The 26,870-nt window shown below is 71.0% G+C and carries 29 protein-coding genes; 15 read left to right on the top strand and 14 right to left on the bottom strand.

Annotated features, from left to right (window positions below):
- Nucleotides 1-2 precede the first annotated feature (2 nt).
- Complete coding sequence (locus ABZX10_RS19560; protein ID WP_355543867.1) at nucleotides 3-401, top strand: helix-turn-helix transcriptional regulator; 399 nt, start codon at nucleotides 3-5, stop codon at nucleotides 399-401.
- Nucleotides 402-449: 48 nt separating this feature from the next.
- Here ABZX10_RS19560 and ABZX10_RS19555 read toward each other — a convergent pair whose 3' ends face one another.
- Complete coding sequence (locus ABZX10_RS19555; protein WP_355543749.1) at nucleotides 450-1,598, bottom strand: FAD-binding oxidoreductase; 1,149 nt, start codon at nucleotides 1,596-1,598, stop codon at nucleotides 450-452.
- Nucleotides 1,599-1,827: 229 nt separating this feature from the next.
- Here ABZX10_RS19555 and ABZX10_RS19550 point away from each other — a divergent pair, with 229 nt between their 5' ends.
- From ABZX10_RS19550 to clpB, 3 genes are all read left to right on the top strand, one after another.
- Nucleotides 1,828-2,625 carry an SGNH/GDSL hydrolase family protein gene (locus ABZX10_RS19550; protein ID WP_355543746.1) on the top strand — a complete coding sequence of 266 codons (798 nt, stop codon included), beginning with the start codon at nucleotides 1,828-1,830 and terminating at the stop codon, nucleotides 2,623-2,625.
- An 89-nt stretch (nucleotides 2,626-2,714) separates the two neighbouring features.
- Nucleotides 2,715-3,338 carry an SGNH/GDSL hydrolase family protein gene (locus tag ABZX10_RS19545; protein WP_355543743.1) on the top strand — a complete coding sequence of 208 codons (624 nt, stop codon included), beginning with the start codon at nucleotides 2,715-2,717 and terminating at the stop codon, nucleotides 3,336-3,338.
- A gap of 500 nt (nucleotides 3,339-3,838) precedes the next feature.
- The gene (gene clpB / locus ABZX10_RS19540) at nucleotides 3,839-6,391 is read left to right on the top strand and encodes an ATP-dependent chaperone ClpB (protein WP_355543740.1); all 2,553 of its coding nucleotides are present in this window, start codon (nucleotides 3,839-3,841) and stop codon (nucleotides 6,389-6,391) included.
- Nucleotides 6,392-6,545: 154 nt separating this feature from the next.
- Here clpB and ABZX10_RS19535 read toward each other — a convergent pair whose 3' ends face one another.
- Both ABZX10_RS19535 and ABZX10_RS19530 read right to left on the bottom strand, forming a co-directional pair.
- Nucleotides 6,546-7,475 carry an alpha/beta hydrolase gene (locus tag ABZX10_RS19535; RefSeq protein WP_355543737.1) on the bottom strand — a complete coding sequence of 310 codons (930 nt, stop codon included), beginning with the start codon at nucleotides 7,473-7,475 and terminating at the stop codon, nucleotides 6,546-6,548.
- Between the two features lie 109 nt (nucleotides 7,476-7,584).
- Nucleotides 7,585-9,057 (bottom strand): 4Fe-4S binding protein, encoded by a 1,473-nt coding sequence (locus ABZX10_RS19530; protein ID WP_355543734.1) that lies wholly within the window; start codon nucleotides 9,055-9,057, stop codon nucleotides 7,585-7,587.
- Nucleotides 9,058-9,121: 64 nt separating this feature from the next.
- Between ABZX10_RS19530 and ABZX10_RS19525 the strand changes: the two genes are divergently transcribed.
- Together ABZX10_RS19525 and ABZX10_RS19520 are read left to right on the top strand one after the other, a co-directional pair.
- Nucleotides 9,122-10,150, top strand: a complete 1,029-nt coding sequence (locus tag ABZX10_RS19525) for an alpha/beta hydrolase (RefSeq protein ID WP_355543731.1) — start codon at nucleotides 9,122-9,124, stop codon at nucleotides 10,148-10,150.
- Nucleotides 10,147-10,521: a PPOX class F420-dependent oxidoreductase gene (locus ABZX10_RS19520; protein ID WP_355543728.1), complete on the top strand. Its 375-nt coding sequence runs from the start codon at nucleotides 10,147-10,149 to the stop codon at nucleotides 10,519-10,521. Before ABZX10_RS19525 ends, ABZX10_RS19520 begins: the two co-directional genes overlap by 4 nt.
- On the opposite strand, the gene ABZX10_RS19515 is transcribed toward ABZX10_RS19520, so the two are convergent.
- Nucleotides 10,522-10,800, bottom strand: coding sequence for a hypothetical protein (locus ABZX10_RS19515; RefSeq protein WP_355543725.1), 279 nt, complete (start codon nucleotides 10,798-10,800; stop codon nucleotides 10,522-10,524).
- Nucleotides 10,797-11,183 (bottom strand): DUF202 domain-containing protein, encoded by a 387-nt coding sequence (locus ABZX10_RS19510; RefSeq protein ID WP_355543722.1) that lies wholly within the window; start codon nucleotides 11,181-11,183, stop codon nucleotides 10,797-10,799. Before ABZX10_RS19510 ends, ABZX10_RS19515 begins: the two co-directional genes overlap by 4 nt.
- 95 nt (nucleotides 11,184-11,278) lie before the next feature.
- On the opposite strand from ABZX10_RS19510, the gene ABZX10_RS19505 reads away from it, so the two are divergent.
- The 4 genes from ABZX10_RS19505 to ABZX10_RS19490 are packed head-to-tail and all read left to right on the top strand — an operon-like array spanning nucleotide 11,279 to nucleotide 13,705.
- Nucleotides 11,279-11,740 (top strand): hypothetical protein, encoded by a 462-nt coding sequence (locus ABZX10_RS19505; protein ID WP_355543719.1) that lies wholly within the window; start codon nucleotides 11,279-11,281, stop codon nucleotides 11,738-11,740.
- A gap of 32 nt (nucleotides 11,741-11,772) precedes the next feature.
- Nucleotides 11,773-12,462, top strand: a complete 690-nt coding sequence (locus tag ABZX10_RS19500) for a hypothetical protein (protein WP_355543716.1) — start codon at nucleotides 11,773-11,775, stop codon at nucleotides 12,460-12,462.
- Nucleotides 12,459-12,998: an orotate phosphoribosyltransferase gene (gene pyrE, locus ABZX10_RS19495; protein ID WP_355543713.1), complete on the top strand. Its 540-nt coding sequence runs from the start codon at nucleotides 12,459-12,461 to the stop codon at nucleotides 12,996-12,998. The genes ABZX10_RS19500 and pyrE overlap by 4 nt, the downstream gene beginning before the upstream one ends.
- 59 nt (nucleotides 12,999-13,057) lie before the next feature.
- Nucleotides 13,058-13,705 (top strand): RNA methyltransferase, encoded by a 648-nt coding sequence (locus ABZX10_RS19490; RefSeq protein WP_355543864.1) that lies wholly within the window; start codon nucleotides 13,058-13,060, stop codon nucleotides 13,703-13,705.
- A 2-nt stretch (nucleotides 13,706-13,707) separates the two neighbouring features.
- Here the strand turns inward: ABZX10_RS19490 and ABZX10_RS19485 are convergent, their stop codons facing one another.
- Together ABZX10_RS19485 and ABZX10_RS19480 are read right to left on the bottom strand one after the other, a co-directional pair.
- A complete protein-coding gene (locus tag ABZX10_RS19485; RefSeq protein WP_355543710.1) occupies nucleotides 13,708-14,079 on the bottom strand; it encodes a type II toxin-antitoxin system VapC family toxin in 372 nt (123 codons plus the stop codon).
- On the bottom strand, nucleotides 14,076-14,315 hold the full coding sequence (locus ABZX10_RS19480; RefSeq protein ID WP_355543707.1) for a type II toxin-antitoxin system prevent-host-death family antitoxin: 240 nt from the start codon (nucleotides 14,313-14,315) through the stop codon (nucleotides 14,076-14,078). The genes ABZX10_RS19485 and ABZX10_RS19480 overlap by 4 nt, the downstream gene beginning before the upstream one ends.
- A gap of 117 nt (nucleotides 14,316-14,432) precedes the next feature.
- On the opposite strand from ABZX10_RS19480, the gene ABZX10_RS19475 reads away from it, so the two are divergent.
- Together ABZX10_RS19475 and ABZX10_RS19470 are read left to right on the top strand one after the other, a co-directional pair.
- Complete coding sequence (locus tag ABZX10_RS19475; protein ID WP_355543703.1) at nucleotides 14,433-15,548, top strand: glycoside hydrolase family 76 protein; 1,116 nt, start codon at nucleotides 14,433-14,435, stop codon at nucleotides 15,546-15,548.
- A 4-nt stretch (nucleotides 15,549-15,552) separates the two neighbouring features.
- A complete protein-coding gene (locus tag ABZX10_RS19470) occupies nucleotides 15,553-15,777 on the top strand; it encodes a type II toxin-antitoxin system RelE/ParE family toxin (protein WP_355543700.1) in 225 nt (74 codons plus the stop codon).
- Between the two features lie 124 nt (nucleotides 15,778-15,901).
- Here ABZX10_RS19470 and ABZX10_RS19465 read toward each other — a convergent pair whose 3' ends face one another.
- The 4 genes from ABZX10_RS19465 to ABZX10_RS19450 are packed head-to-tail and all read right to left on the bottom strand — an operon-like array spanning nucleotide 15,902 to nucleotide 20,858.
- Nucleotides 15,902-17,563 (bottom strand): ABC-F family ATP-binding cassette domain-containing protein, encoded by a 1,662-nt coding sequence (locus ABZX10_RS19465; protein WP_355543697.1) that lies wholly within the window; start codon nucleotides 17,561-17,563, stop codon nucleotides 15,902-15,904.
- A 31-nt stretch (nucleotides 17,564-17,594) separates the two neighbouring features.
- Nucleotides 17,595-18,230: a DedA family protein gene (locus ABZX10_RS19460; protein ID WP_355543694.1), complete on the bottom strand. Its 636-nt coding sequence runs from the start codon at nucleotides 18,228-18,230 to the stop codon at nucleotides 17,595-17,597.
- Nucleotides 18,231-18,238: 8 nt separating this feature from the next.
- The gene (locus ABZX10_RS19455) at nucleotides 18,239-18,955 is read right to left on the bottom strand and encodes a VTT domain-containing protein (protein ID WP_355543691.1); all 717 of its coding nucleotides are present in this window, start codon (nucleotides 18,953-18,955) and stop codon (nucleotides 18,239-18,241) included.
- Nucleotides 18,956-18,986: 31 nt separating this feature from the next.
- Nucleotides 18,987-20,858: a Na+/H+ antiporter gene (locus ABZX10_RS19450; protein WP_355543688.1), complete on the bottom strand. Its 1,872-nt coding sequence runs from the start codon at nucleotides 20,856-20,858 to the stop codon at nucleotides 18,987-18,989.
- Between the two features lie 50 nt (nucleotides 20,859-20,908).
- Between ABZX10_RS19450 and fbaA the strand changes: the two genes are divergently transcribed.
- Nucleotides 20,909-21,937, top strand: a complete 1,029-nt coding sequence (gene fbaA, locus ABZX10_RS19445; RefSeq protein WP_355543684.1) for a class II fructose-bisphosphate aldolase — start codon at nucleotides 20,909-20,911, stop codon at nucleotides 21,935-21,937.
- An 18-nt stretch (nucleotides 21,938-21,955) separates the two neighbouring features.
- On the opposite strand, the gene ABZX10_RS19440 is transcribed toward fbaA, so the two are convergent.
- Together ABZX10_RS19440 and ABZX10_RS19435 are read right to left on the bottom strand one after the other, a co-directional pair.
- Nucleotides 21,956-22,447: a hypothetical protein gene (locus ABZX10_RS19440; RefSeq protein ID WP_355543681.1), complete on the bottom strand. Its 492-nt coding sequence runs from the start codon at nucleotides 22,445-22,447 to the stop codon at nucleotides 21,956-21,958.
- Nucleotides 22,444-24,519: a hypothetical protein gene (locus tag ABZX10_RS19435; protein ID WP_355543678.1), complete on the bottom strand. Its 2,076-nt coding sequence runs from the start codon at nucleotides 24,517-24,519 to the stop codon at nucleotides 22,444-22,446. Before ABZX10_RS19435 ends, ABZX10_RS19440 begins: the two co-directional genes overlap by 4 nt.
- A 98-nt stretch (nucleotides 24,520-24,617) precedes the next feature.
- Between ABZX10_RS19435 and ABZX10_RS19430 the strand changes: the two genes are divergently transcribed.
- Both ABZX10_RS19430 and ABZX10_RS19425 read left to right on the top strand, forming a co-directional pair.
- Nucleotides 24,618-25,037, top strand: a complete 420-nt coding sequence (locus tag ABZX10_RS19430) for a DUF3151 domain-containing protein (protein ID WP_355543674.1) — start codon at nucleotides 24,618-24,620, stop codon at nucleotides 25,035-25,037.
- A complete protein-coding gene (locus ABZX10_RS19425) occupies nucleotides 24,997-26,178 on the top strand; it encodes an FUSC family protein (protein WP_355543671.1) in 1,182 nt (393 codons plus the stop codon). The genes ABZX10_RS19430 and ABZX10_RS19425 overlap by 41 nt, the downstream gene beginning before the upstream one ends.
- Here ABZX10_RS19425 and ABZX10_RS19420 read toward each other — a convergent pair.
- Nucleotides 26,171-26,806, bottom strand: coding sequence for a hypothetical protein (locus tag ABZX10_RS19420; RefSeq protein ID WP_068574019.1), 636 nt, complete (start codon nucleotides 26,804-26,806; stop codon nucleotides 26,171-26,173). The genes ABZX10_RS19425 and ABZX10_RS19420 overlap by 8 nt on opposite strands.
- Between the last annotated feature and the right edge of the window lie 64 nt (nucleotides 26,807-26,870).

Here is a 26,870-nt window from a genome sequence, read left to right as displayed (position 1 = left end):
CGATGAACGCCGACAAGCGGTTCCCCGACGATCCGGACGCGCACGTGTTCATGATCTCGGTGGCCGCGCAGCTCGCGGGGATGCACGCGCAGACCCTCCGCACGTACGACCGCCTCGGGCTCGTCACGCCCGAGCGGTCGGCGGGCGGGGGTCGGCGCTACTCCACGCGGGACGTCGACCTGCTGCGTGAGGTGCAGCGGCTCTCGCAGGACGAGGGCGTGAACCTCGCCGGCATCAAGCGGATCATCGATCTCACCAACCAGGTCGACGCGCTGCAGCGCCGCGTGGAGGAGCTCACCGCTCAAGTCGAGACCGCGCACCGCACCGGCACCGAGCTGGTGCACGTGCCGAAATCCTCTGCCATGGTGGTCTGGCAACCCCGGAGCCGCCGCCAGCGCTGAGCCGCCGACCCGACCGGCCCGCTCCCGCCAGGGAGCGGGCTTCTCGTGTCATAGCGGGTCGTGCAGCACGTCCTCCGGGGCGGCGCCGCGCGCGATGGCCGCGTCGCGGGCGGCCCGCAGCAGGCCCTTGGGGCCCGCGATCAGCACCTGCCGCCCGGCGAGGTCGAGGTCGGCCATGGCGTCGACCAGCGAGCCGTGCCGCAAGGGCAGGCCGCGGTAGGCGGTGGCGGGACGCTTGAGCCACCAGGGATCTCGACGTGCATCGGTCACCTGCGTGACTTTCAGCCACGGATTGGTGGCAGCGAGCGGCGCGAGCGAATCCGAGTCGTAGAGCAAGCCCGGCGATCGTGCCCCCACCAGGAGGTGCACGTCGGGGTTGTCGGCGTTCATGCCCATGGCGAGCAGGATCGATTTCATCGGCGCGAGGCCCGTACCCCCGGCGATCATGGTGACCGGACGGTCACCGTCGGGCCGGAGGAGCCCGTGGACCTGCCCGAAGTGCCACTGGTCCCCGATGCGGGTCTCGGCGAAGACGGTGCTCGAGACGTACCCGCCGTTGACCGACCGGATGTGGAACTCGACCTGCCCCTGCGTGTTCGGCGGCACCGCGATCGAGAGGGGGCGCCACTGCCGCGGGACCTGCGGGATCTGCGTCTCCACGTACTGGCCGGGCCGGAACAGGAGGGGCTCGTCGGTGACGAGCCGCACGACGGCGAGCCCGGGGTGCGGACGGAGCACCTCGACGACGCGGCCCGTGCGGCGGGCGGGCGTGGGATCGGAGTGGGCGCCGCCGCGCATCACGCCCGTCAGCAGCCGCACGCCCTGCTCGAGCACCTCGGCGTCTTCGGGATCCAACCCGCCGTGCGGACGGTAGACCGCCTGCACCTCCGCGATGAGCGCGTCGGTCATCGTGTCGTAGTTCGCCTCGGTGAGCCCGTACTTGCGGTGGTCGCGGCCGAGCTGTGCGAGGAACTCGATCAGCTCGTCGTGGCCCTCGGTCCGCGGGATCGCGGTGAAGACGTGGTCGAGCACCCGGTGGAACACGGCCCGATGCGCCGTCATGCTGGCGGGGAACAGGTCCCGCAGCGACGGATCCATCGCGAAGAGCCGGGCGAACAGGTTCTTGGTGAACTTGTCGGCCTCGGGGCGGATGTCGGCGGCGATCTGCGCCAGACCGTGCCGTGAATGCGAACCCACCTCGCGTCCGCTCCTGCCCGTCGGAACCCGTACCTGACCCGACCATTCTACGTGCAAGCGCATGCCGGGAGTCGGACGCGGATCACACGCGTCGAGGCGGGCCGGGTCGCCGGCGATCGAGTAGATTCCTTGCAGGAGCCCGCGGCAGCACGCCGCGGGTTCGTCCTGTGCGAGCCGCGAGCCGGATCGCCACCACGATCCACCGAGCTCGAGAGAAGGGCCCGCTGCCATGGCCGCACCGCGGAACCGTCATCACCTGCGTCGATTCGGATACGGTATCGCGCTCGGCGCGGGCATCGCGTTCGCCCCGTTCGCCATCGCGGCCGCGTCGGCGGACCCCGGCGCAGGGCACGGCGGCTCCGCGAACACGAGCGGCGCGCAGCCGGTGGCCACGCAGCGCATCGCGCTCGCGAAGCCCGTCGCCCTGGCGAAGCCCATGGTCCGGGTGGCGCCCCGCCTCGCCCCTGCCGGAGGTCGAACCGCGCCGCGCATCCAGTCGGCCGCGGACAGTCGCCCGGTCGTCGTGATCGGCGCGTCGGTCTCGGCCGGCAAGGAGGTCCCGAGCGTCGACGCCTACCCGCGCCAGGTCCGGGCGATCTCGGACCGTCCCGTCCTGGTCAGTGCCCGCAGCGGCGCCGGCTACGCGGACGGATCGATGGCCCAGCTCACCCGCGCCGCCGACCTCCCGCGCACGAATCCGTCGCTGGTGGTGTTGCAGGCCGGCACCAACGACGTGGGCGCGTCGCCCGGCGTCGTCGCCGGGCAGGTGCGGCAGGTCGTGTCGACGGTGCGCCGGCAGGCGCCCGGCGCCAGGATCGCCGTGGTCACCGTGTTCCCGTCCATCCACAACGGGGCCGCGGCCCGCAGCACCGACGCCGCGATCGTCGGCGCTGCGCGGGCGGTCGACCCCTCCGTCGCCGTCATCTCGCCGCTGAACGAGGGGTGGCGCTACCGCGCGTCCGCCGACGGTCACCCCGGCATCGCCGCGCACGAGCGCCTCGCCGAGCGGGTTTCCGCACTCGCCTGAATCACCGTGCGCGTCCGACGGGGCCCGCCTCTGCGCAACAAGAGTTGCGGAAGTTATGCATGTGACTTCTGTTGTGTCAAGATGTCGGCATGAGCGTGTCGCGTTTCGGGGTGATCGTCGGGATCGGTGTCCTTGTGGCGTCCGTGGGCGCGGCGCCGGTCGTCGCCGTGCCCGCCGCGCAGGGCGCCGACGGGCGCCCGATCGTGGTGATCGGCGCGTCGATCTCGACGGGGTACGAGGTGGCCGGCGTCGTGGCCTACCCGCGGATGATCAGCGCCATCGCCGGCCGCTCGGTGTATCTCAGCGCGCGCAGCGGCGCCGGGTACAACGACGGTGCGATCGCCGGGCTCACGCAGGCCGCGAACCTGCCCGCGCATGATCCGTCGCTCGTCGTGGTGCAGGCGGGGTCCAATGACGTCGGCGCGTCGACGTCCGCGATCGACGCCCAGGTGCGGCAGGTCATCACGACGGTGCGCCGACAGGCGCCGAACGCCAGGGTCGCGCTGATCACGGTGTTCCCGACGGTCCGCGGCAGCGGCCCCGACGCTCGCGCCACGGAGGCCGCCATCGTGGGCGCGGCCCGGTCCGTCGATCCGACGGTGTCCGTCATCTCCCCGCTCAGCGAGGGCTGGGTGTACGGGTCCAGCGCTGACGGCCACCCCGATGCCGCGACCCATCAGAAGCTCGCGGAGCGCGTCGCCGCCCTGGCCTGACGGTGCCACTGGCCATACCATATGTGACATGGTGAAGACCACGCTGTGCGTCCCCGACGACCTGAAGCGGGCCGTCGAGATCGAGGCGTGTCGAGCATCGATTCCGGAGGCGGAGGTCATTCGGCGCGCCATCCGCGCGGCCACGCCGGCGGCCCCCGCGGCCGAGTGGTCTGTTCGTCGGGCGCGAGCCGATCGCCGAGCGGGTGGATGAGCTGCTGGACGGATTCGGCGAGTGATCGTCGATACCAGTGCGCTGCTCGCGTACTTCGATTCCGCTGAGCCCGCGCACGACCGGGTGACGGCGGTGATCGAGGCGGACTCCGGGCCCTTCCCGTTCGGCGCCGCCAGTCGCTGGAAGAGTGATGGGGATCACGGTCGAGGCTCGACTTGAGTGGAACAGACTCAAGGCTATGGCGGTTGAACATGTCAGTAGGCATACTTGAGTGGATAGCGCTCAGGTTGCACGACATGTTCCGTTTCGACCGCAGGAGGTCCAGTAAGTGGATTCGTTCAACCCCACCACCAAGACGCAGGCCGCGCTGACCTCGGCCCTGCAAGCGGCGTCGTCCGCGGGCAACCCGGAGATCTCTCCGGCGCACCTGCTGGTGGCGTTGCTCGACCAGACCGATGGGATCGCCGCGCCACTGCTCAAGGCCGTCGGCGTGGACCCCGTCACCGTGCGCAACCGCGCACAGGAGCTCGTGGACCGCAAGCCCAAGGCCAGCGGCTCCACCACGCAGCCGCAGCTCAGCCGCGAGTCGATCGCGTCCATCAGTGCCGCGCAGAAGCTCGCGACCGAGATGGGCGACCAGTTCGTCTCCACCGAGCACGTCCTGTACGGCCTCGCGGAGGCCGGCGGCGAGGCCGCGCAGGTCCTCGGCAATGCCGGCGCGAATCCGCAGGCCATCCGCGACGCCTTCACCGCGGTTCGCGGCAGCGCGAAGGTCACCAACGAGAACCCCGAGGGCCAGTACCAGGCGCTCGAGAAGTACTCGACCGACCTCACTGCGCGGGCCCGTGAGGGCAAGCTCGACCCGGTCATCGGGCGCGACAACGAGATCCGTCGTGTGGTGCAGGTGCTCAGCCGCCGCACCAAGAACAACCCGGTGCTCATCGGCGAGCCCGGCGTCGGCAAGACGGCCATCGTCGAGGGCCTCGCGCAGCGTGTCATCGACGGTGACGTGCCGGAGTCCCTGCGCGGCAAGACCGTGATCTCACTGGATCTCGGCGCGATGGTCGCCGGCGCGAAGTACCGCGGCGAGTTCGAGGAGCGGCTCAAGGCCGTGCTCGACGAGATCAAGGACTCGGCCGGGCAGATCATCACCTTCATCGACGAGCTGCACACCATCGTGGGGGCCGGCGCCACCGGCGATTCCGCGATGGACGCGGGCAACATGATCAAGCCGATGCTGGCCCGCGGCGAGCTGCGGCTCGTCGGCGCCACCACGCTCGACGAGTACCGCCAGTACATCGAGAAGGATGCCGCGCTCGAGCGCCGGTTCCAGCAGGTGCTGGTGGGCGAGCCGAGCGTGGAGGACACCGTCGGGATCCTGCGCGGCCTCAAGGAGCGTTACGAGGTGCACCACGGCGTGCGCATCACCGATTCCGCGCTGGTCGCCGCCGCGTCCCTCTCGGACCGCTACATCACGTCACGGTTCCTGCCGGACAAGGCGATCGACCTCGTCGACGAGGCTGCCTCGCGCCTGCGGATGGAGATCGACTCGCGCCCCGAGGAGATCGACGCCGAGGAGCGCCTGGTCCGTCGCCTCGAGATCGAGGAGATGGCGCTGTCCAAGGAGTCCGACGATGCGTCGAAGGACCGCCTGGAGAAGCTGCGCGGCGAGCTCGCCGACCACAAGGAGAAGCTGGCCCAACTGAACTCGCGCTGGCAGAACGAGAAGGGCGCCATCGACTCGGTGCGCGCGCTCAAGGAGCAGCTCGAGACGCTCAAGGGCGAGTCGGAGCGCGCCGAGCGCGACGGCGACCTGGGCCGGGCCGCGGAGCTGCGGTACGGCCAGATCCCCGCGCTGGAGAAGGAACTCGACGAGGCCGTCGCCCGCTCGGGCGCCGCGTCCGACGGTGAGGTCATGCTCAAGGAGGAGGTCGGTCCGGACGACGTGGCAGACGTGGTCTCCGCTTGGACCGGCATCCCCGCCGGCCGCATGCTCGAGGGCGAGACCGCGAAGCTGCTGCGCATGGAGGCCGAGATCGGCAAGCGTGTCATCGGCCAGACCGCCGCGGTCGAGGCCGTCTCGGATGCGGTGCGCCGCACCCGCGCCGGCGTCGCCGATCCGAACCGGCCCACCGGCTCGTTCCTGTTCCTCGGCCCCACGGGCGTGGGTAAGACGGAGCTGGCGAAGGGCCTCGCGGAGTTCCTCTTCGACGACGAGCGCGCCATGGTCCGCATCGACATGTCCGAGTACGGCGAGAAGCACTCCGTCGCACGGCTCGTCGGCGCGCCTCCCGGGTACGTCGGCTACGAGGCCGGCGGCCAGCTGACCGAGGCCGTCCGGCGCCGTCCGTACACGGTGGTGCTGTTCGACGAGGTCGAGAAGGCGCACCCGGACGTGTTCGACGTGCTGCTGCAGGTGCTCGACGAGGGCCGGCTCACCGACGGTCAGGGCCGCACGGTGGACTTCCGCAACACGATCCTGATCCTCACGTCCAACCTGGGCGCGGGCGGCACGCCCGAGCAGGTGATGGCAGCGGTGCGCGCGAAGTTCAAGCCGGAGTTCATCAACCGGCTCGACGACGTGCTGATCTTCGACGCGCTCAGCCCCGATCAGCTCGGCGGCATCGTCGACATCCAGCTGGACCAGCTGCGGGGGCGCCTGTCCCAGCGCCGCCTCGAACTCGAGGTCTCCGATGATGCCCGGGGCTGGCTCGCCGAGCACGGCTTCGATCCGCTCTACGGCGCGCGTCCGCTGCGTCGTCTGGTGCAGCAGGCCATCGGCGACCAGCTCGCCAAGGCGCTGCTCGCGGGCGATGTCCGCGACGGCGACACGGTGAACGTCAGCCTCTCGCCCGACGGCGACCGGCTGATCATCGGCTGACGACCCGCGGGCGATCGTGATGCCCATGGCCCCGTCCTCCCTTCGGAGGGCGGGGCTCTCGGCGTGCCGGCGTAACGGGCCTTGCCGACCGCCGACCGCCGACCGTTGTCGGCGTCCTGTAGTGCCACCCGTGCTGGGCGGCCCGGCGTGGATCTCAGGTGTTGAGCCACGTCCCGATCCGCGCGATCTCGGCGTCGACCTCGTCGTCGCGGCCCGCGAGCAGCGGGTACACGTGCTGCTGCCCCTCGGCGATCTCGAGCGTGACGTCGACCCCTGCCTCCTGCGCGCGGTCGGCGAGCCGCGTCGCGTGATCGAGAAGCGACTCCGCGCCCCCGACGTCGATGTACAGCGGCGGGAATCCTGCGAAGTCGGCGTACAGCGGATTGGCGAGTGGATGCCGGCGGCTGGTGTGGTCGCCGAGCACGCCCTGGATCATCATCTCCATGAGTTCGGGGCCCTTGTTGAGGGCGTCGCCCGCGGTGTGTGTGAAGAGCGTGCCGCCCTGGTTCTCCATGTCCAGCCAGGGCGAGAGCGCGACCACGTGCCCGGGGAGCGGCAGCCCCCGTTCCCGCAGCGCCAAGGGGACCGCGAGTGCGAGATTCGCGCCGGCGGAGTCGCCCACCGTCGAGATGTTCCGCGCGTCGACACCGGCCGCGAGCAGGGCTGAGAAGATGGCGATACCGTCGTCGACCTGTGCCGGGTGCTGATGCTCGGGGGCGAGCCGGTAGTCGGCGACGAAGGCTCGAGCACGGGCTGCCTTGGCGAGGTGCGCGGCGAGTTTGCGGTGGCTGGCCGCCGAGCCGACCGCGAAACCGCCCCCGTGCAGGAAGATCAGGACCCTGGCCGGATCTGCGTCCACCGGCAGGGCCCAGATCCCGGGCACGCCGCCAACGGACTCCTCCTTGTAGGTCACGCCCTCCGGCTCGACGGTGGGCTTGTGCCACTCGTCGAACAGGCTGCGGAAGAGCCGCATGTCGAGCTTTCCGGTCGCGATCAGGGCGGACCAGTCCTGATACAGGTCGCGAAGCGGGGTGTCCCGCACGGTCCCGTCGGCGATGGTGGTTCGAGTGGTCTCGGCGCTCAACGCAACCTCCAGCTATATTGTATTTTTCTGAAGAGGTACGACGCTACTTGTCGTAGGGGTGTCTTCGTCGGGAAATCGCCACTTGCCCGAGTATGTTCTCCCCGGCGCGCTACGCCTCGCGACCGCCGTGCAGCAGCCCGGCATGGAAGTCCGCCACCAGGGCGTCGACGGTGCCGCGAGCGTCGAAGCGGTTCGTTCCGATCACGCCCGTCGGGCCGCGCTTGCTCCACCCTGCCGTGTACACGCCGGGGAGGGCGGCGCCGTCGGGCCCGAGGACGCGACCGTCGGCGTTCGGGATGACCCCGCGCGCCTCGTCGTAGGGCACGCCCGGCACGGACGTGCCGCGCAGCCCGATCGACGCCAGTATCATGCCGCAGTCCAGGCTCGCCGGCGCGCCGTGGTCGTCGAAGGCGACGGACAGCGCACCGTCGGAGGAGGTGATACCGGTGGGCGGTGTGCCGAACCGGAGGACCACCCTGCGCTCGCCCGAATCCGCGGATGCCGGCGGAAGGGATTGCAGCAGCGTCAGTTTCTGTGTGCGGTAGAACCGCGCCTGGTCGTCGACGGCATCGTCGGAGGGCTCGACGAGGTCCCGGGGTTCGACGACCACCGGCACGGTGCGGGCGAGCCCCACCAGCTCCGGCGAGGTGAACGCGGCGTGCTCCGGGCCGCGCCGGCCCAGCACCACGACCTCGCGTACCTGCGAATCGCGCAGGGCTGCAACGGCCTCGTCGGTCATGTCGGTGCCGGCGAAGGTCTCGGGGTCGGCGGTGAGGATCCGCGCGACATCCAGCGCGACGTTCCCGTTGCCCAGCACCACGACCCGCTCGTGCGTGAGATCGACGGTGCGCCCGGCGAAGTCGGGGTGGCCGTTGTACCAGGCCACGAAGTCCGCGGCGGCGCTCACGCCCGGCAGGTCCGCGCCCGGCAGGCCCAACGCGCGCCCGTGCAGCGAACCCACCGCGTAGACCACGGCGTGGTGGGTGCGAGCGAGATCCTCGTGCGAGACCTCCTCGCCGACCCGCACCCCGAGGTGCGTCGTCACGCCCTTCTGCACACGGGATTTCGCGAACTGCTCCTGGACCTTCTTGGTATCGGCGTGATCGGGCGCCACGCCGAAGCGCACCAGCCCGCCGGGCTCGGGCAGCCGCTCGTACACGTCGATCTCGGCGCGGACGTCGATCCGGCTCTGCAGCTCGCTCACCACGTAGTGCCCCGCGGCGCCGGCGCCCACGACGGCGACACTCAGCGTCTCGGCGTCCGAGGCGGGGCGTTTGCGGCCGAGTCGCGGATCGGCGTACGGGTGATCGCGGTCCGCCGATGACCCCACCGCCCGGTAGTAGTCCGCGTTCATCGCCTCGAACGGCGCCATCTCCGTCGTCAGCTCGTAGTCGGTGGTGATCGCGCCCACCGGGCACGCGTCGATGCACGCGCCGCAGTCGATGCACACGTCCGGGTCGATGTAGAGCATCTCCGCGGTGGCGTACTCCGGCTCGTCGGGCGTGGGGTGGATGCAGTCCACCGGACACTCCGGCACACACGACCCGTCGTTGCAGCAGTTCTGGACGATCACGTGGGGCATACCTCGATAGTGGGCCGCGGGCCGCGCCGGGGCAAGGAATCGCGCCGCGTGTCAGTCTGTATTCATGACCGCGCTCACCCCGCACACCGTCCGGACCCCGCGCCACACCACCGCGTACCTCGCGTCCGGGCCGGTCGACGGTCCGCTGCTCGTGTTCGTGCACGGCTGGCCCGAACTCGGGTACACCTGGCGGCACCAGCTTCGCGCGCTGGGTGCGCTGGGCTTCCGGTGCGTCGCGCCGGACATGCGCGGCTACGGATCGTCGACGGTGCACCCGGAGAAGACGGCCTACCGTCGGGAGGAGGCGGTGACCGACATGCTGGAGCTGCTCGCGGCGCTGGGCCGGAGCAGCGCGATCTGGATCGGGCACGACTGGGGCGGGCCGGTGGTGTGGAACATCGCGACCCATCACCCCGAGGTCGTCGACGCCGTGGCCGCGCTCAACGTTCCGCATTTCCCGTCGACCGGGCCGACGCCCTTCGACCTCATCGACCGCGAGAAGTACCCCGCCGAGGAGTACCCGTACGGCCAATGGGACTACCAGGTGCACTACCTCAAGGCCTTCGACGAGGCGACGGCCCAGTTCGAGAGCGACCTGCCCGGCCTGTTCGCGGCGCTGTTCCGCCGCGGCGAGCCCCGGCATCTCGAGGGGCCGACGCCCACCGCTCTGGTCACCCGCAACGGAGGCTGGTTCGGCGGCGGCCCCGTGCCCCAGCTACCGCTCGACCCGGCGGTGCTCACCGAAGAGGACCACGCCGTCTACGTCGCGGCCTTCGAGCGGAACGGGATGGCCGGCCCCAACTCCTGGTATGTCAACACCCCCGCCGACGCGGCATATGCGAAGACCGAGCTGGGCGGCGGCCGGATCGACAAGCCCGCGTTGTTCCTGCACGGCCGCTACGACGCCACTCTGGACACCGTCGGGACCGGGCTCGCCGACCCGATGCGGGAAGCGTGCACCGACCTCACCGAGGTGATCGTCGACTCCGGGCACTGGATGGGCGAGGAGAAGCCCGCCGAGGTCAACGCCGCGATCGCCGGCTGGATCGCGCGCAGCGTGCCCGCGGCCTGGCCGGTTATTCTGGGTGTATGAGCAGCGTTGCTGATGTTGCGGACGCCAAGTACGTCCTCCTGACCACTTTCCGTAAGGACGGCACGCCCGTCGCCACCCCGATCTGGGCCGTGCGCGACGGCGCCGACCTCGTGGTGTGGACCGTCGCCGATTCCTGGAAGGTCAAGCGGCTGCGGCGCAACCCCTCGGTCCTGGTCCAGGCGTGCGATACCCGCGGCAAGAAGACCTTCGGGCCCGAGGTCGCGGGCACGGGCGAGGTCTTCGACGGCGGAGAAGCCGGAGGCAAGATCGCCAAGAAGTACGGGGTGCTCGGCTGGCTCACCGTGACCGGTTCCAAGCTCCGGCGGGGCGCCGACGGCACCGTCGGGATCCGGGTGCGCGACGTGGCCTGATCAGGGCCGCACCGCGACCAGCCCCACGGCCGCCAGCAGGGCCACGAGCACCGCGAACACCAGCGCGCGATTCGGGCCCAGCGGGGCCCGGTGCAGGCGGGTGCCCACGGCGATCGCCGCCACCGGCACGCACGCCAGTGCCGCCGCGGGCCGGCTCGGCAGGGCGGCGCGCGCCACGATCGCGCAGGTCATCAGCACCGCGACGACGGTCCGTACGCGCGCCAGCCGGGTCCGCTCGGCCGCCAGGCCCGACGGTGCGCCCGCCCCGCCCGCGCTCACGTCACCAGCATAGCGACGGCGAGCACGGCCCCGGCGAGCGCGATCAGGGCCGCCAGCACGATCGTCGCGGGCGACCCGCGAAGGTCGCGCCCGGTGCGCATCGCGCCCTCCACCGACAGCCACCGTCGGAACGCGTACCCGGCCAGCCCCGCTGCGACGACCAGGAGCACCACCACGAGCGGTGTCCGCACCGCATCCGGCGCGACCGACGGCGCGAAGGCCTCCAGGCCCACCGCCGCGGCGACCAGGCCCAGCGAGGTCCGGATCCAGGCGAGGAAGGTGCGCTCGTTGGCGAGGGTGAAGCGCGCGTCCGGCGCCTCACCCTCGGTGAGGTCGCGCGGCGGCCACAGACGTCCCACGCCGACAACGCTAGCGGGGGTCATAGAGATTCGCTCGCCGCATTCACAGGCGCGTCTCAGCCATGCCGAATAGGTTCGCGCATGGTGTCGTCGGGGCGCCGCGATGGTACGGAACGGACGTGAGGGAGGTGGTCGCCGTGGGTGGTGACGCCCGCTCCCGCAGTCCGTGGCCCGCCGTTCTGCTGTGCCTCCTCGGCATCGGGGTGGTCGGTGCGGGCATCGCCTACGCGCTGCACGTGTCGTCCGAGCTGGGTGGTTCCCGGCGCGTCCTGCCCGCCGCGCAGTCCGCCGGCGTCCCGGTGAGCGACCCGAAGACCGTGGCCATCACGCCCGGTCGCGAGGTGATCGGCGCGGTCCTGACCGTCGGCGACGACGCCATCACCGTGCGTTCCGCGCCGGGCGGGCAGACCGTCGCGCTGAAGACCGGCCCCACCACCCAGGTGACCACGACGCACGGCAGCAGGCTCACCGACATCGAGGTCGGTGACGTGGTGATGATTCAGGTGAGTGCCGACGGCAGGGCGGCGCTCGCGATCTACTCCGGCCAGATCTCCGTCGCCGGTACCCCGTCGGTCGGGTGAACTCCCCGGTCGACCCGCTACTGTAGGTGTCGATGTCGTACGTAGTGTTCCTGGTCCTCGCGGTGGTGTGCGCGGCGCTCGCAGCCGCGCTCATCTGGTATGAGCGCACCCACTCGCCCAACATGCACTCCGAGCGCGCCGATTGGGCCGCGTCGCGGGAATTCGTCTACAAGGCGGCGGACCCGTCGCTGCACGACGAGTTCCACCGCGGCGGCATGGCCGTCGCCGGCGATCCCGCGATCATCGACGTGGCCCACGGCGCCTACTTCGGGGCCGCCGCCTACGTCTTCGACCTGCAGGACGTGCTCACGATCGCGGCCGTCAACCGCGGCGCGTCGTCCGGCGCGCTGCTGGACCTGCGGCCCGCGAACGCGCTCCCGCCCACCGAGCCGGGCATGGAGCCGCTGGGCTCGCTGGGCCCGCGGGTGCTGTACACGAACAACGCCGAGGTCGCGCGCCGCGTCGCCGACCGCCGGATGATCACCTTCGCCGAGCAGGTGCCCGAGCACATCGAGTCGCTCTGGAACGAGGGGGAGTGGACGCTGGCCGCGATGCCGACCACCGACGATCCCGAGGACCTCGACGAGGCGCTCGAGGCCGTCCGCCGGTTCGGTGACCTGCTGCGCGTGCTCCCGCCGGAGGGCCACGCCCGCGTGCTCACCTCGGGTGGTCCGCGCGACCCGGGCCAGCCGGAGCCCGTCCGTTCGGAGGGTCGACGGTGACCGATCAGGTTGCGAAGGCGCGGCTCGCCGAGCTGGTCCGTGAGCTCGCCGTGGTGCACGGCAAGGTCACGTTGTCGAGCGGCCGCGAGGCGGACTACTACGTGGACCTGCGCCGCGCGACGCTGCATCACGAGGCCTCGCCGCTCATCGGTGGGCTCCTGCGCGAGCTCACGGCGGACTGGGACTACGCCGCGGTCGGCGGGCTGACCCTGGGTGCTGACCCCGTCGCGACCGCCGTGATGCACGCGCCGGGCCGTCCGATCGACGCGTTCGTGGTCCGCAAGGCCGCGAAGGCGCACGGCATGCAGCGCCAGGTCGAGGGGCCTGATGTGGTGGGCAAGCGCGTCCTCGTCGTCGAGGACACCACGACCACCGGCAATTCGCCGCTCACGGCGGTGCGCGCGCTCCGCGAGATCGGCGCCGAGGTGATCGGCGTCGCGACCGTCGTCGACCGCGCGACCGGCGCCGCCGATGTCATCGCCGCGGAGGGTCTCGAGTACCGGTCTGTGCTCGGCCTCGCCGACCTGGGACTGTGACCTCCGAGCCCGGCCCGGATGGGCTCGGGCAGGACGACGAGCTCGGGCCGACCGAATGGGTGACGGGCCTGCCCGGACCGCACACCGTCGGGCTGGGGCCGTGGGCTTCAGAGCATCCGGGAGAACCGCTGCCGGACGACCCGCGCTACGACCCGCAGCTACTCGCCGAGGGCGACCGCCGCAACGTGGTCGACGCGTACCGGTACTGGTCGCGGGAGGCGATCGTCGCCGACCTGGACGCCCGCCGGCACCCGTTCCACGTGGCGATCGAGAACCTGGGGCACGACGCCAACATCGGCACCGTCGTGCGGACCGCGAACGCCTTCGGCGCGCGGGCGGTGCACATCGTCGGGCGCAAGCGGTGGAACCGCCGGGGCGCCATGGTCACCGACCGCTACCAGCACCTGCACCATCACCCCGACACGGACGCCCTCGCGGCCTGGTGCGCGGCCGAGGGCCTGCCGATCGTCGCCGTCGACAACCTGCCGGGCTCCGTGCCGCTGGAACGCGCCTCCCTGCCCCGACGATGCCTCCTCCTCTTCGGGCAGGAGGGCCCGGGCGTCTCCGGGGGCGCACGGCACGTCGCGGATTCGACGGTGTCCATCGCCCAGTTCGGCTCGACCCGCTCGATCAACGTGGGTGTGGCGGCGGGCATCGCCATGCACGCCTGGATCCGCGAGCACGCCGACCTCGACGCGTCCTGGTAGTCCTACCGGACCTCGACCTCGTAGGCGCGGAATCGTTCGTCGACCGTCAGGACCGGTATCTGTTCCACAAGGCACTGCGCCACCAGCATGCGGTCGAACGGATCGCGGTGGTGCCAAGGCAATGCGCGGAGTGCCTGCGCATGCCGGACGCTCAACGGGAGCAGCGAGAACCCTTCTTCGGTCAAGAATTCCTCACTCATCTCGGGCGCGGCGAGCTTGCCGAGCGAGGCCTTGATCGAGACCTCGGCGACGGTGGCCGCCGACACCAGCACCGTGTTCGCGTCGTCAGCGATCAGCGATCGGTGTGCGGCCGACAGTCTCGGGCTGTCGTCGAGCCACCACAGGAGGATGTGAGTGTCCGCGAGGAGCCTCACTCTCCATACCAATCCCGAAGGTCGTCCTCGGACAGCGTGTCGAAATCGTCGGCGATCTCGATCCGACCTGCCCAGGTGCCCGGAGTGCGTACCGGCTGATCGGGGGTGAACGGGATGAGGCGAGCGACCGGACGGCCGTTCCGGGTGATCGTGAGCCGATCCCCGTGTTCGGCGCGCGCGACGAGCCGTGAGAACTGCGTTTTCGCGGTGTAGACGTTGAACTCGGTGCTGCCCATGGTTCCATCGTACCGACCTTGACCAGACCTGACCAGGTCTCATGGTGATTCCGAGCGTGAGGTGCTGTTGACCTGCCAAGGCGCGCACCTGTCGGTCCGTCGTGATGTGATGTCACCATGACGGTGGTCGAGTGGAATCAGCGTGCCGCCGCGGCGCAGGCCGCGGTGGTCGAGCGGCACCTGCGGCCCGTCTGGGGCGTCCCCGCCACGCGGCTCGGCACGCCCGCCTACCCGGCCTCGCGGCGGGACGCGCTGTTCGTCAGTTGGAACTACTGGTGGCAGGCCCACTTGCTCGACGTGGCCGTGGACGCCTACGTGCGGGACGGCGCACCGTCGACCAGGAAACTGGTGCTGCGGATCGCCCGCGGGCACCGGCTGCGGAACCTGTTGCGCGTCACCAACTCCTACTACGACGACATGGCGTGGATGGGGCTGGCGCTGGAGCGGGCGCAGCGGCACGCGGGCCTGAACGCCTCGCGGCGGCTGCGGGTGCTGCGCGACGAGCTGTACGACGCGTGGGTGCCCGAGGCCGGCGGCGGCATCACCTGGCGCACCAAGGGGCTGTTCCTCAACGCCCCGGCGAACGGTCCGGCGGGCATCTTCCTCGCCCGGATGGGCCGGTTCGAGCGCGCCGAGGAGACCTCGGACTGGCTGCACCGCAGGCTCCTCGACCCGGCCACGGGGCTCATCGACGACGGGGTCGACGGCGACTACGCGGACCCCGAGGGCGGGAAGCGCTACCCGGAGAAGTACTCGTACAACCAGGGCGTCACGATCGGGCTGGACACGGAGCTCTCGTCGGACCTGGCGCCGCGGCACGCCGCCCGCGCCGCCGCGCTCATCGCCGCGGTCGCCGAGCACATGACCGACGGTGGTGTCGTCACCGGCGGCGGCGGGGGCGACGGTGGCCTCTTCAACGGCATCCTCATCCGCTACCTGGCGTTGGCGGCGCTGCAGTTGCGCGGCCCGGGGGCCGACGATGCCCGCGAGGCGGCGGCCGAGATCGTCCTCGCCTCGGCCGAGGCCGCGTGGCACGGCACCCGCGAGATCGACGGGCGGGTCATCTTCTCCGCGGACTGGACCCGCGACGCCCGGATCCCGGGCTCGACGGACACCCCGGCCTACTTCACGGGCGGCACCGTCCGCGGCAGCAGCACCCCCGAGCGCGACCTGTCCGTGCAGATCGGCGGCTGGATGGCCATGGAGGCCGCCGCGGCCTTGGCGCGGAATTGAGAGGATGACTGGGCAGTCTGTTGGAGGATCAGGACACCTCGCCGAGATCCGTGCCGCATGCGAACGCATCGCCGAGGGGCCGGACCGTGGCCGGCGGTGCGACGATGTCCGCGAGGGCTATCGCCGTTACGGGATCGGGAGTCACGTGATCCATTACCGCGAGGGCGATCACGGGGTGGATGTCATCCGAGTTCTCCATCAGCGAATGGATCCGTTGCGCCACCTCTGATCGAGGTGGTGTTCGCTTCCGATCGGCACTCGGATCTTGTCCGGTGCGGACAGCGTGGCCGTACTGGACAGAATCCGAGTGCGAGCAGGAAGAGCGTCGCCTGGATCAGCGATCGCGCCTCGGATCAGTCCTCGCTGAAGACTCCGCCGTCCATCCGCCAGCGCCGCGTCGCGCGCACGGTGTCGAGCATCCGGCGGTCGTGGGTCACCAGGATCACCGTGCCGTCGAAGGACTCGACGGCCTGCTCGAGCTGTTCGATCGCGGGCAGGTCGAGGTGGTTCGTCGGCTCGTCGAGGACGAGGAGGTTCACCCCGCGGGCCTGTAGCAACGCGAGCGCGGCGCGGGTCCGCTCGCCGGGGGAGAGCGACGAGGCGGGGCGCAGCACGTGGTGCCCGCGCAGCCCGAACTTGGCGAGCAGCGTCCGCACGTCGGCGGGCGGCGTCTCCGGCACCTCCGCGCAGAAGGTGTCCAGCAGCGGACCGTCGGACAGGAAGCGCCCGCGGGCCTGGTCGACCTCGCCCACCTCCACCCCGGACCCGAGCGCCACGGTCCCGGCGGACGGCGCGATGCGCCCGAGCAGGAGCCCGAGGAGCGTCGACTTGCCGGCCCCGTTCGGGCCGGTCAGGAGGATCCGGTCGCCGTACTCGACGCTCACGCTCACGGGCCCGACGGTCAGCCCGGGGTACACGACGGTGGCCCCGGATGCGCTCACCACGACGGTGCCGCTCCGCGGGGCCGCGCGGATCGACATCCGCAACTCCCACTCCTTGCGCGGCTCCTCGACCACCTCGAGCCGTTCGATGGCGCGCTCGGTCTGCCGCGCCTTCGAGGCCTGCTTCTCCGTGGACTCGAGGCGCGCCTTCCGGCCGGCCTTGTCGGGGTCCCCGTTCTTCATCTTCCGGCGCGCATTGCGCACGCCGTGCTCCATCCAATTGCGCTGCATCTGCGCGCGGTCCTGCAGGCCCGACAGCTTCCCGGCGTACTCGTCGTACTCCTCGCGGGCGTGCCGGCGCGCGACCTCCCGCTCGACGAGGTACGCCTCGTAGCCGCCGCCGTAAACGCCGATCTGCTGTTGCGCGAGGTCCAGCTCCACGACGGTCGTCACGGTGCGCGCGAGGAACTCGCGGTCGTGCGAGACGAGTACCATCGCCGTCGCGCCCGAGCTCTCCGTGACGAAGCGCTCCAGCAGTTCGAGGCCCGCGAGGTCCAGGTCGTTGGTCGGCTCGTCCAGGAGCAGCACGTCGTACCGGGAGGCCAGCACCGCGGCCAGGCCCGCGCGGGCGGCCTGCCCTCCGGAGAGCCCCGTCATCTCGGCATCGGCGTCGCCGAGCCCGACCTCGTCGAGGATCGAGGCCAGCCGCTGGTCCAGGTCCGCGCCGCCGAGCGCGAGCCACCGGTCCAGCGCGGGCGTGAACCGATCCGAGTCCGGAGCCGGATCGGACTCGGAAGCGAGGGCGAGCGCGGCCGCGTCCATCGCCGCCTGCGCCGCCGCGACGCCCGTGCGCCGAGCGACGAACTGCGCCACCGTCTCCCCGGGCCGTCGTTCGTGCTCCTGCGCGAGGTACCCGACGGACGCGTCCGCGGGGGACAGGTCGACGGTGCCGGACACGTCCGGTCCGCCCTCCGGGCCGATCCCCGCGAGGAGCCCCAGAAGCGTCGACTTCCCCGCGCCGTTCGCGCCGACCAACCCGACCACCTCGCCCGGGGCGATCACGAGGTCGAGTCCGGCGAACAGGGTCCGGTCGGCGTACGCGACGGACAGGTCGCGGGCCGTCAGGACGGTCACCGTCGGGCCACCGGACGTGCGAGCGCGGCCATCAGTCCTCCAGATCGACGGTGACGTTCTGCTTGGACATCTCCCGTCGGTAACCGACGATCCCGATGATCGTGCCGACGACGAGCATGACGATCATCCCGCGCAGGGCCCAGTCCAGGACGAACTTGTAGTCCTTGAGTGCGGAGGACGCGTAGTAGCCCACGAGCAGGAGGAAGGGGGCCCAGATCAGCGAGCCGAGGACCGACGCGAGGGTGAACTTCCGCTTGTCCATCCCGACGGCGCCGGCCACCAGCGGGCACAGGGTCCGGACCCACGGGATCCAGCGGGCGATGAGCACCGAGAAGAAGCCGTGCCGGTCCATCAGCTCCTTGACGCGGTGCAGGTTGTGCGCGTTGAGGTAGCGTCCGTCCTTCTTGGCGAGCACGTGATCGCCCATCTTCACGCCGATCCGGTACCCCACATGGTTGCCGGCGATCGCCGCGAGGAACGCCGCCACCGCGAGGCCCCACACCGACATCGAGGAATGCCCCGTGGTGGCCATCGCGAGGCCGGCGGTGAGGAGCAGGGAGTCGCCGGGGAGGAACAGCCCGATGATGAACGCGCACTCGCAGAAGACGAATCCGGCCACGACGAGCCAGATCATCACCGGCCCGGCTTCCTGGACGAATGCGAGCACGCCGGGGCCTATGCGGCTGCGTCGGTGCGGCGGCCCGCGAGGTACTTCTTCACGGCGCCCAGGGCGATCGGGAGCACCGAGACCAGGACGATCACGATGAAGATGATGTCGATGTGGTTGCGCACGAACTCCACCTTGCCCAGCCACACCCCGAGCAGGAGAATGCCGTCGGCCCAGATGATGGCGCCGATCACCGTCCACATGAAGAACTTGGCGAAGGTCATCTTCGCCGCGCCCGCGGCGAGCGGCGCGAAGGTGCGGACGAACGGGACGAATCGGGCGAGCACCAGCGTGGCCGGGCCGTACTTCTCGAAGAACGCGTGCGACTCGTCGAGGTACTTGGTCTTGAGGAAGCGCGCGTCGGGCTTGAAGAACGCCGAGCCGCCGAACCGACCGATGAAGTACCCGACGACGCCGCCGAGGATCGCCACGATGGGCACCGTGATCAGCAGTACCGGCAGTGACATGGCCTTGCCGGTGTAGGTGGCTTCGCCGACCGCGACCCCGGAGCTGCCGGCGGACGCGAGCAGGCCGGCCACGAAGAGCAGCGAGTCACCGGGGAGCACCGGGAACAGCACGCCGGACTCGATGAACACCACCAGCAGCAGGCCCACCAGGGCGATACCGCCGAAGGCGTTGAGGATGGCCACCGGATCGGTGATGTCCTTGAGGGCGAACGCCTGCATGGTGGTCGAGGCGGCCAGAGTCAGGTCGTTGAGAGGCACGACGACCAGGATACCGGCCGGAGCGCCGGTTCTACTTCAACAGTTCGTCGATGTAGCACCACCGCCACGATTCCCCGGGCTCGAAGCTGCGGATCACGGGGTGGTTCGTCGTCTCGTGGTGCGCGGTCGCGTGCTTGCCCTCGGACGAGTCGCAGCATCCGACGTGCCCGCAGGTCAGGCACAGTCGGAGGGCGACGGGGTTCTGCCCGTCGGCGATGCACTCGAGGCAGGTCTCGCTCAGCGGCACCGGGTCGGCGAAGGCGTCCGAGACGCGGAGATGGTCACACTCCTCGTGCGACCACGGCGGGGTGAGCAGTTCCGCCACGGCGACGCGCTCGCTGCGGACCGCGGACACCGTGAGCATCGCCTCCTCCACGTCGAGATTGCTGAGGACCTGCTCGAGGACCTCGTGGTCGCCCTGGCCCGTGTCGCGCAGCCGCAGCACCTCGTCGCGCTCCGCTCCGATCATCTGCAGCCGGATCTCGCGGACCTGCGCCGCGGGGGTGTTGTGCGCCTCCGGGCCGAGGCGCTCCCAGAACGACCGTTCGCGGGTGATCGCGAGGTCGCGGATCCGGTCGATCACCGGCGCGGGGACCGTGTTCTGCGGACTCGCGGCGATCGTGTCCAGGCGCTCGATCCCGGCCGTGATCGCCGCGCGCATGACCACCGCCTGCTGCAGGGCGTCGGTACGGGCGTTCGGCCCCCGGACCTTGAGCAGTTTGGCCAGCCCCGGCAACGTCGAACCCTGGATCAGCAGACTGCCGGCCACGACGACCATGGCGGCGAACACCAGGACCTCCCGGTCCGGACAGTCGGTCGGGAGGATGAACGCGGCGGCGAGCGTCACGACGCCGCGCATGCCGGCCCAGGAGAGCACCGTCATCTCGCCGGCCGTGAGCCGTTGGCTCCGTTCGTCCACTCGGATCGAGATCAGGGCCGACGGTGCGCACCACACCACCCGCGCGACGATCACCGTCGCCATCACGGCCGCGCAGGTCGTGATGATCAGCGGCCAACCGACCGAGGATCGCGCGGCTCCCTCGAAGATCGTGCGCATCTGCAGGCCGATGAGGAGGAACACGGAGTTCTCCAACAGGAACTGGAGGGTGTTCCAGTTGATCCGCGCCGACATCCGGCCGATCGCGGTCTGATCGGTGGGCGCCTTGTACGCGACGATCAGCCCGGCGACGACCACGGCGACCACGCCCGAGCCGTGGATGTGCTCGGCGGGGAGGTAGGCCAGCCACGGGCTGATCAGGGTGATGCCGGTGGTCAGCACGGGGTCGACGAGGCGGCGCAGCAGGAAACGCAGGATCACCGCGATGACGACGCCCACGAACGCGCCGCCCACCGCGCTCAGCGCGAACGAGCCGAGGACCTGCCAGAACCCGACGGTGCCCGCGATCGCCGCGATGGCGGTGCGGAGAAGCACGATCGAGGTCGCGTCGTTGAACAGCGACTCGCCCTCGAGCAGCGTGGTCACCCGCCGCGGCAGGCCGATCCGGCGTCCGACCGCGGTGGCGGCGACCGCGTCCGGGGGCCCCACGATCGCGCCCAGCGCGAGCCCCGCGGCGAACGGGATGTCGAGCAGCCAGGAGGCCACCGCCCCGACCGCGGCGGCGGTGAACAGCACGAGCCCGACCGACAGCATGCCGATCGGGCGGATGTTCTCCTTGAAGTCGACCAGCGATGCCTTCGACGCGGCCGCGTAGAGCAAGGGCGGCAGCAGACCGAGCAGCACGACGTCGGGATGCAGCGGAACGTCGGGGATCTGCGGGACGAAGGACACGCCGATGCCCACGACCGTCAGCACGAGTGGCGCCGCCAGACCGAATCGATCGCACAGCGCGCTGACCACGAGAACGGTGGCCACGAGCGCGACCAACCCGACTGCGAGCTCCATGGGCGATAGTCTTTCACCTGGAACCGCAGAACCGCTCAGGAGGACACACCATGCCCATCGCAACCCCCGAGGCCTACCGCGAGATGCTCGATCGTGCGCGTGAGGGTGGGTTCGCCTATCCGGCGATCAATTGCACCTCCAGTGAGACGATCAATGCGGCGATCAAGGGTTTCGCCGACGCCGGTAGTGACGGGATCATTCAGTTCTCCACGGGTGGTACGGAGTTCGGGTCGGGTTTGGGTGTCAAGGACATGGTCGTGGGTGCGGTGGCGTTGGCGGAGTTCGCGCATGTGGTGGCGGCGCAGTACGACGTGACGGTGGCGTTGCATACGGATCATTGCCCGAAGGACAAGCTGGATGGTCTGGTGCGGCCGTTGCTGGAGATTTCGGCTGAGCGGGTCCGCAACGGGCAGAATCCGTTGTTCCAGTCGCACATGTGGGACGGTTCGGCGATTCCGTTGGAGGAGAATCTGGAGATCGCGCAGGAGCTGCTGGCCAAGTGTAAGGCGGCGAACATCATCTTGGAGATCGAGATCGGTGTGGTCGGTGGTGAGGAGGACGGTGTCGAGAACGAGATCAACGACAAGTTGTTCACGTCGGATGAGGATTTCGCGAAGACGGTGGATGCGCTGGGGACCGAGGGGTATCTGCTGGCGGCGACGTTCGGGAACGTCCATGGCGTGTACAAGCCGGGGAATGTGAAGTTGCGGCCGTCGGTGCTGGGGGATGGTCAGAGGGTGGCGTCGGAGAAGTTGGGGTTGCCGGCGGGGAGTAAGCCGTTCTCGTTCGTCTTCCACGGTGGTTCGGGGTCGTTGAAGTCGGAGATCGAGGAGTCGTTGTCGTACGGGGTGGTGAAGATGAACGTGGACACCGATACGCAGTACGCGTTCACGCGTCCGGTGGCCGGGCACATGTTCGCCAATTACGACGGTGTGCTCAAGGTCGATGGGGAGGTCGGGAACAAGAAGACCTACGATCCTCGCTCGTATTTGAAGAAGGCCGAGGCGTCGATGGCCGAGCGGGTCGTGGAGGCGTGTAACGACCTGCACTCCGCCGGGAAGTCCACCAGCACCAAGTAGCCGTAGGGAGCCCCGGCCTCAGGCCAGGGCCAGCCCGAGGATCACAGCGAGGACCAGCACGACCATGGCCGCGGCCGCCGCCCACTCCGGGCCGGTGAGTCGCGGCCCCGTGCGTTTCACCGACGGCGCGGGCTGCGGCGCCGCAGGGCGCACCGGTGCGACGGAGTGCGCTGGTGCCGCCGGGCGCACCTGGGCCGCCGGTCGTGCCTGCGGCTGCGGCGCGGGTTGCGCCTGGGCCGCCGGGTGCGGGGCCGGGGCCGCCGATCGCGGCTGCCCGGGATGGCCGTGCTGATGGTGCGGCCGGGGCGCCATCTGGTGCGGGGCCGCCATGGGCGGCGTGGCGGTGCGACGAGGCGGAGCGACCCGTCCAGCGCCCCGCGCGATCCGGTCGGTGCGCGGCGCGGGCGGGTTCGCGACCTCGGAGTACGCGAGCTTCGGTTCCGACGGTGCCGAGGCGGGCTTGAGCGGCTTCCCGTTCCGGAGCGTCGGCTCCTCGGACGGCGAGGTCATCGCGTACCGACGCGGGTGCACACCTTCCAGGCGTCCCCGTCCTTCTCCAGTGACAGCGTGTGGTTGACCTTCGCGCTGGGGTTCCCGGCGTAGTGCACCTCGACCTGGACCTCGGCGCGGTCGCCGCGCACGTCCACGGCCTGCAGGCCGTCGAGCTCCGGGAGCAGACCGTCGGCCTTGGCGTTGTCGTACACGCGCTGCCACTGGCCGTCGCCGATGCCGTCGTAGTAGGTCTTGGCGCCGCCACAGGTCTGCGCGCGCAGCGCGGTCAGGTCGCCCCGGTTCACGGCCCCCACGAACGAGGTGGTCGCGTTCGCCGCAGCCTGCCGGGGATCGCCCGACGTGTCCGAACCCGAACCCGAATTCGGAACCACGAGCAGCACGATCGCCACCACCGCCGCGATCACCACAACCACGGCCGCGATGATCCACTTCAGCTTTCCGCCGCCCGTGCGCTCGTCACCCCGCGGGGGAGTCGTCTGCGGGCCGGCCGGGGCGATGTACTCCGGTGATTGCCGAGCGACCGGCGTCTCCGGGGCGGGAGCGGCAGCAGCGTCGTTCGGCGCGGCCGGCGGAGCGGGCGGGGTCGGCAGCGGTGCCAGCGGCAGCGCCTCGGTCGCCGGAGTCGCGTCCGGCAGCTCGTTCTGCTCGGTGTCGATGATCGCCTGGTCCGGGCGCGTCGCGACGGGCAGGACCGTGGTGGACGCGTCGTCCTCGTCGGTGGTCGTGTCGGGCTCGGGAGCCTCGTCTTTCAGGGAGTCGCCCGACGGTGCGCCGTCGGTGGCCTCGTCGGCCGCCCCGCCCGCGAGGTCGGCGTCGGTCTCGTCCGCGTCGAGATCGTCCTCGTCACCCGACACGGCACGGTCGTCCGGATCGGCGGAGTCGACCTCGTCGGTAGCGGAATCCGCCTCCTCGTCAACGGTTTCCGAGTCCGATTCCTCAGCCTCATCGGTCGAGGCGGCCACGACGCCCACGGCTCCCACGGCGACCGCAGCAGCGGCGACGCCGGCGCCGGCAGCGCCGACGCCGGCCTCGTGCTCTGCGTCCTGCGGCGCTGCTGCGTCTTCCGGCGGGTCCTCGGCCGCGCTCCCGCCGTCGATGTCGGCCGACGCCTCGTCCGGCTCCGCGGACGCCTTGTCCGGCTCCGCGGAGGCGTCCGTCGGTGCCTCCGCGTGCACGTCCTCACCGTCCGGTGCCTCGGGGCTCTCCGCCTCGTCGGGCTCCACGACCTCGGTGTCCGCGGTGACGGCTTCCGCATCGCTTGCGTCGTCCGCGGTGACGGCTTCCGCATCGCCTGCATCGTCCGCGCCGCCGGTCTGCGGCGCGTCGGCCGTCTCAGCCTCGTCGCTCTCGACCTCGTCCGCAGTCGATCCTGCGGCCTCGGCCTCGGCCTCCGTAGCGACGCCCTGGGTCACGGCGTCATCGGCCGGCGCCCCATCCGCCGCCGCGGTGCCGGCCGGCACGGCGAACGCGGTGGTCTTCGCGGCGCTGGGCCGCACGGCGACGGGGAGAACGGTGGTCTCGGCGTCGGCGCCCTCGGGGACGGGCGGTGTGGTCACCACGGGACCCACCGTGCGCAAGGGCGACGCGGCGACCTCGCCGCTCGCGTCCGCATCGGAGGTGTCGTCCTCCGGGATCTCGTCCCCCGAGTCCTGGCCCTTCGTCGGGGCGTCATCGGCACCGTCGGCCGGTTCGGTGCCCGGACGGACGGCGACGGGCAGCACTCGGGTCTCCGCCTCGGACGGAGCGTCGCCCTCCGGGGCGGGGACAGCACCGTCGACGGGGAGCGCGGTGGTCTCCGCCTCACTGGGGGCGGTCGACGGTGCGGTGCCGACGAGCTGCGCGAGGGAGTCGGAGTGGGAGGGCGTCACGGCGTCGGCCGGCGCGCTGCCGAGCGTGCCGGCGGTGTCGCCGTGGTCGTGCAGCGGTGCCGCGGGCCAGGACGCGAGCCGTCCGCGCAGGTCGCGCAGCCGCGACAGGGGCCCCCGGTTGTCATCCCGCGCCATAGATCCCGCCATCCCCTCGTTCGTCTGCTCGGCCGCACCCGCGGCGGCGCGCCGCACACGGATCACCTGACAGACTAGCCGTCCGCAGCTGGACGGACCGGGCCGTGGCCGCGGCGATGCACGTCCCGGACCTCAGGTGCTCGCCGCGTGGAACACTGGAGTGCATGACGTCGTTCGGAGATCTGCTCGGTCCGCCCCCGGTTCTGCTCGACCTCGACGAGGAGCCGGAACTCCAGCTGAATCAGGGACGCGCAGCCGCCGAGGTGGCTGCGGACTTCCCGAGCTCGTCGCTGGCGTGGGCGACCCTCGCGGAGGCCGCGCTCGACGCGGATCAGGCGGTCACGGCCTACGCCTACGCCCGCACCGGGTACCACCGCGGCCTGGACCAGTTGCGCCGTCAGGGCTGGCGCGGTTTCGGCCCGGTGCCCTACAGCCACGAGAACAACCGCGGCTTCCTCCGCGCCGTCGCCGCGTTGGCCCGTGCCGCGCAGGCGATCGGTGAGGAAGACGAGTACCTGCGCTGCCTCGACCTGGTGAACGATTGTGACCCCGAAGCCGCGGGCGCTCTCGGACTCGGCGCGTAGGCGCCTGCTGCGGCGGCACGACGCGCTGCCGCAGACGATCCAGCGCCGGACCAAACGGCTCTGGAACGCGAAACTGCCGGTCCTGCAGTGCGCGGTCGCGGCGGCCGTCGCCTGGTTCATCGCGAACGACCTGATCGGGCACGTCTCGCCCTTCTTCGCGCCGATCGCGGCGATCATCTCGCTGGGGCTCTCGCTGCAGCAGCGGCTGCGGCGATCCCTGGAACTGGTCGGCGGTGTCACCCTCGGCATCGGTGTCGGCGATCTGCTGATCAGCGCGATCGGCACCGGTCCGTGGCAACTGGGCCTGGTCGTCGCCATCGCGATGTCGGTCGCGCTCCTGGCCGACCGCGGGCCGCTGGTGCCGATGCAGGCGGCGTCGTCGGCGGTGCTCGTCGCGACGCTCCTTCCGCCGGGGTCGACGGGCGGCTGGACCCGGATGCTCGACGCGCTCATCGGCGGCCTGGTCGGCGTGGTGATCGCCGCGATCATCCCGAACAGCCCGGCCCGGCGGCCCCGCAAGGACGCCGCGAAGGTGCTGGACACGATGCGACGGGTCGTGGCGTCGATCGCCGCGGGCCTGACCGACCGCGACATCTCGTCCCTGGAGTGGGCCCTGGAGACGGCCCGGGCGACCCAGCCGGACCTGGACCAGCTCTCGGCGGACTTGGCGGGCGGTCTGGAGATCACGAAGGTCTCGCCGATGTTCTGGAGCTCGCGGCCGCGGATGGACAAGCTGCAGGCGATCGCGGATCCGCTCGACAACGCCGTCCGCAACGTGCGGGTCATGTCGCGCCGGGCGGTCGCGTCGAATCAGAACGGCGAGCGGATCGACGCGGACCTGGTCCGGGAGATCGGCCGGTTGGCGGAGTCCTTCAAGATCCTGCGCGACGTGGTTCTGGCCGAGCCCGGCGCGCAGCCCGATCAGGCCGAGGCGGCGCGGGTCCTGCGCTCGGCGGCGCGGCGCGCGAACAAGCTGCCCATGCACGACGACATGGCGGACAGCGACTCGCTCAACGAGGTGATGATCTACGGCCAGCTGCGCTCGACCATCGTCGACCTGCTGCAGGTGGCGGGCCTGTCGCGGACCTCGGCCGTCGCGCAGATGCACGACGTGCCGAAGAAGTTCCCGGGCGTCAGCTGATGAGCAGCCAGTCGTCCGTGTTGCGGTAGAAGGTCGCGCGGGTCACGACGCTGGGGTCGGTGCGGCCGTCACGGGTCACCACCAGCTCGAGCCCGCCGGTCTGCGCGGCGCGGCCGGTCAGCCATTTGCGGCGCAGGCCCTTCCCGAGCCGGGCACGCACGCCGTCGCCCTCGCCGGTCGGCTCGACGATCACGGCCTTCGCCTGGCCGGTGAACAGCTTCTCCGAGTCGACGAAGGTCTCCCCGGTCAGCGGCCCACCGTCGGGGCCGGTGATCTTCGCCTTGCCGACGAGCACGAACCCGCGGTCGTCGCGGATCAGCGGCACGGAGCGCGGAGTGCCGGTCAGGGGGTCGCCGGGCGGGTAGATCGCCGAGGCGTGCGAGTTCTCGGTGGGCGTGTACGCCACCTCCACGTCGAGCCGTTCCGATGCCATCAGCCGGGCGATCACCGCCGCGAGCAGGTCGTCGGGACCTGCGACCACGATCCGTCGGGGGAAGGTCAGCTTCTGCTTCAGTTCCGCCTTGGCCGAGTCGAGGTCGACGGTGATCGTTTCGAGGTCGCGGAGGCTGCCCGGGATACGGACATCGGGGGCGCGCACCACGACGGTGCTCTGGGTCACGGAGCTCACCGCACCTACTGTAAGGTTGCGGCACGGCTCGACGTTATCCAGGTGAATCTTCGAGGAGTGCGGG

It is taken from the genome of Tsukamurella sp. NPDC003166 (genome assembly GCF_040611135.1).
Taxonomy (GTDB): Bacteria; Actinomycetota; Actinomycetes; order Mycobacteriales; family Mycobacteriaceae; genus Tsukamurella.
This window is presented reverse-complemented; position numbering and strand designations above follow the sequence as displayed.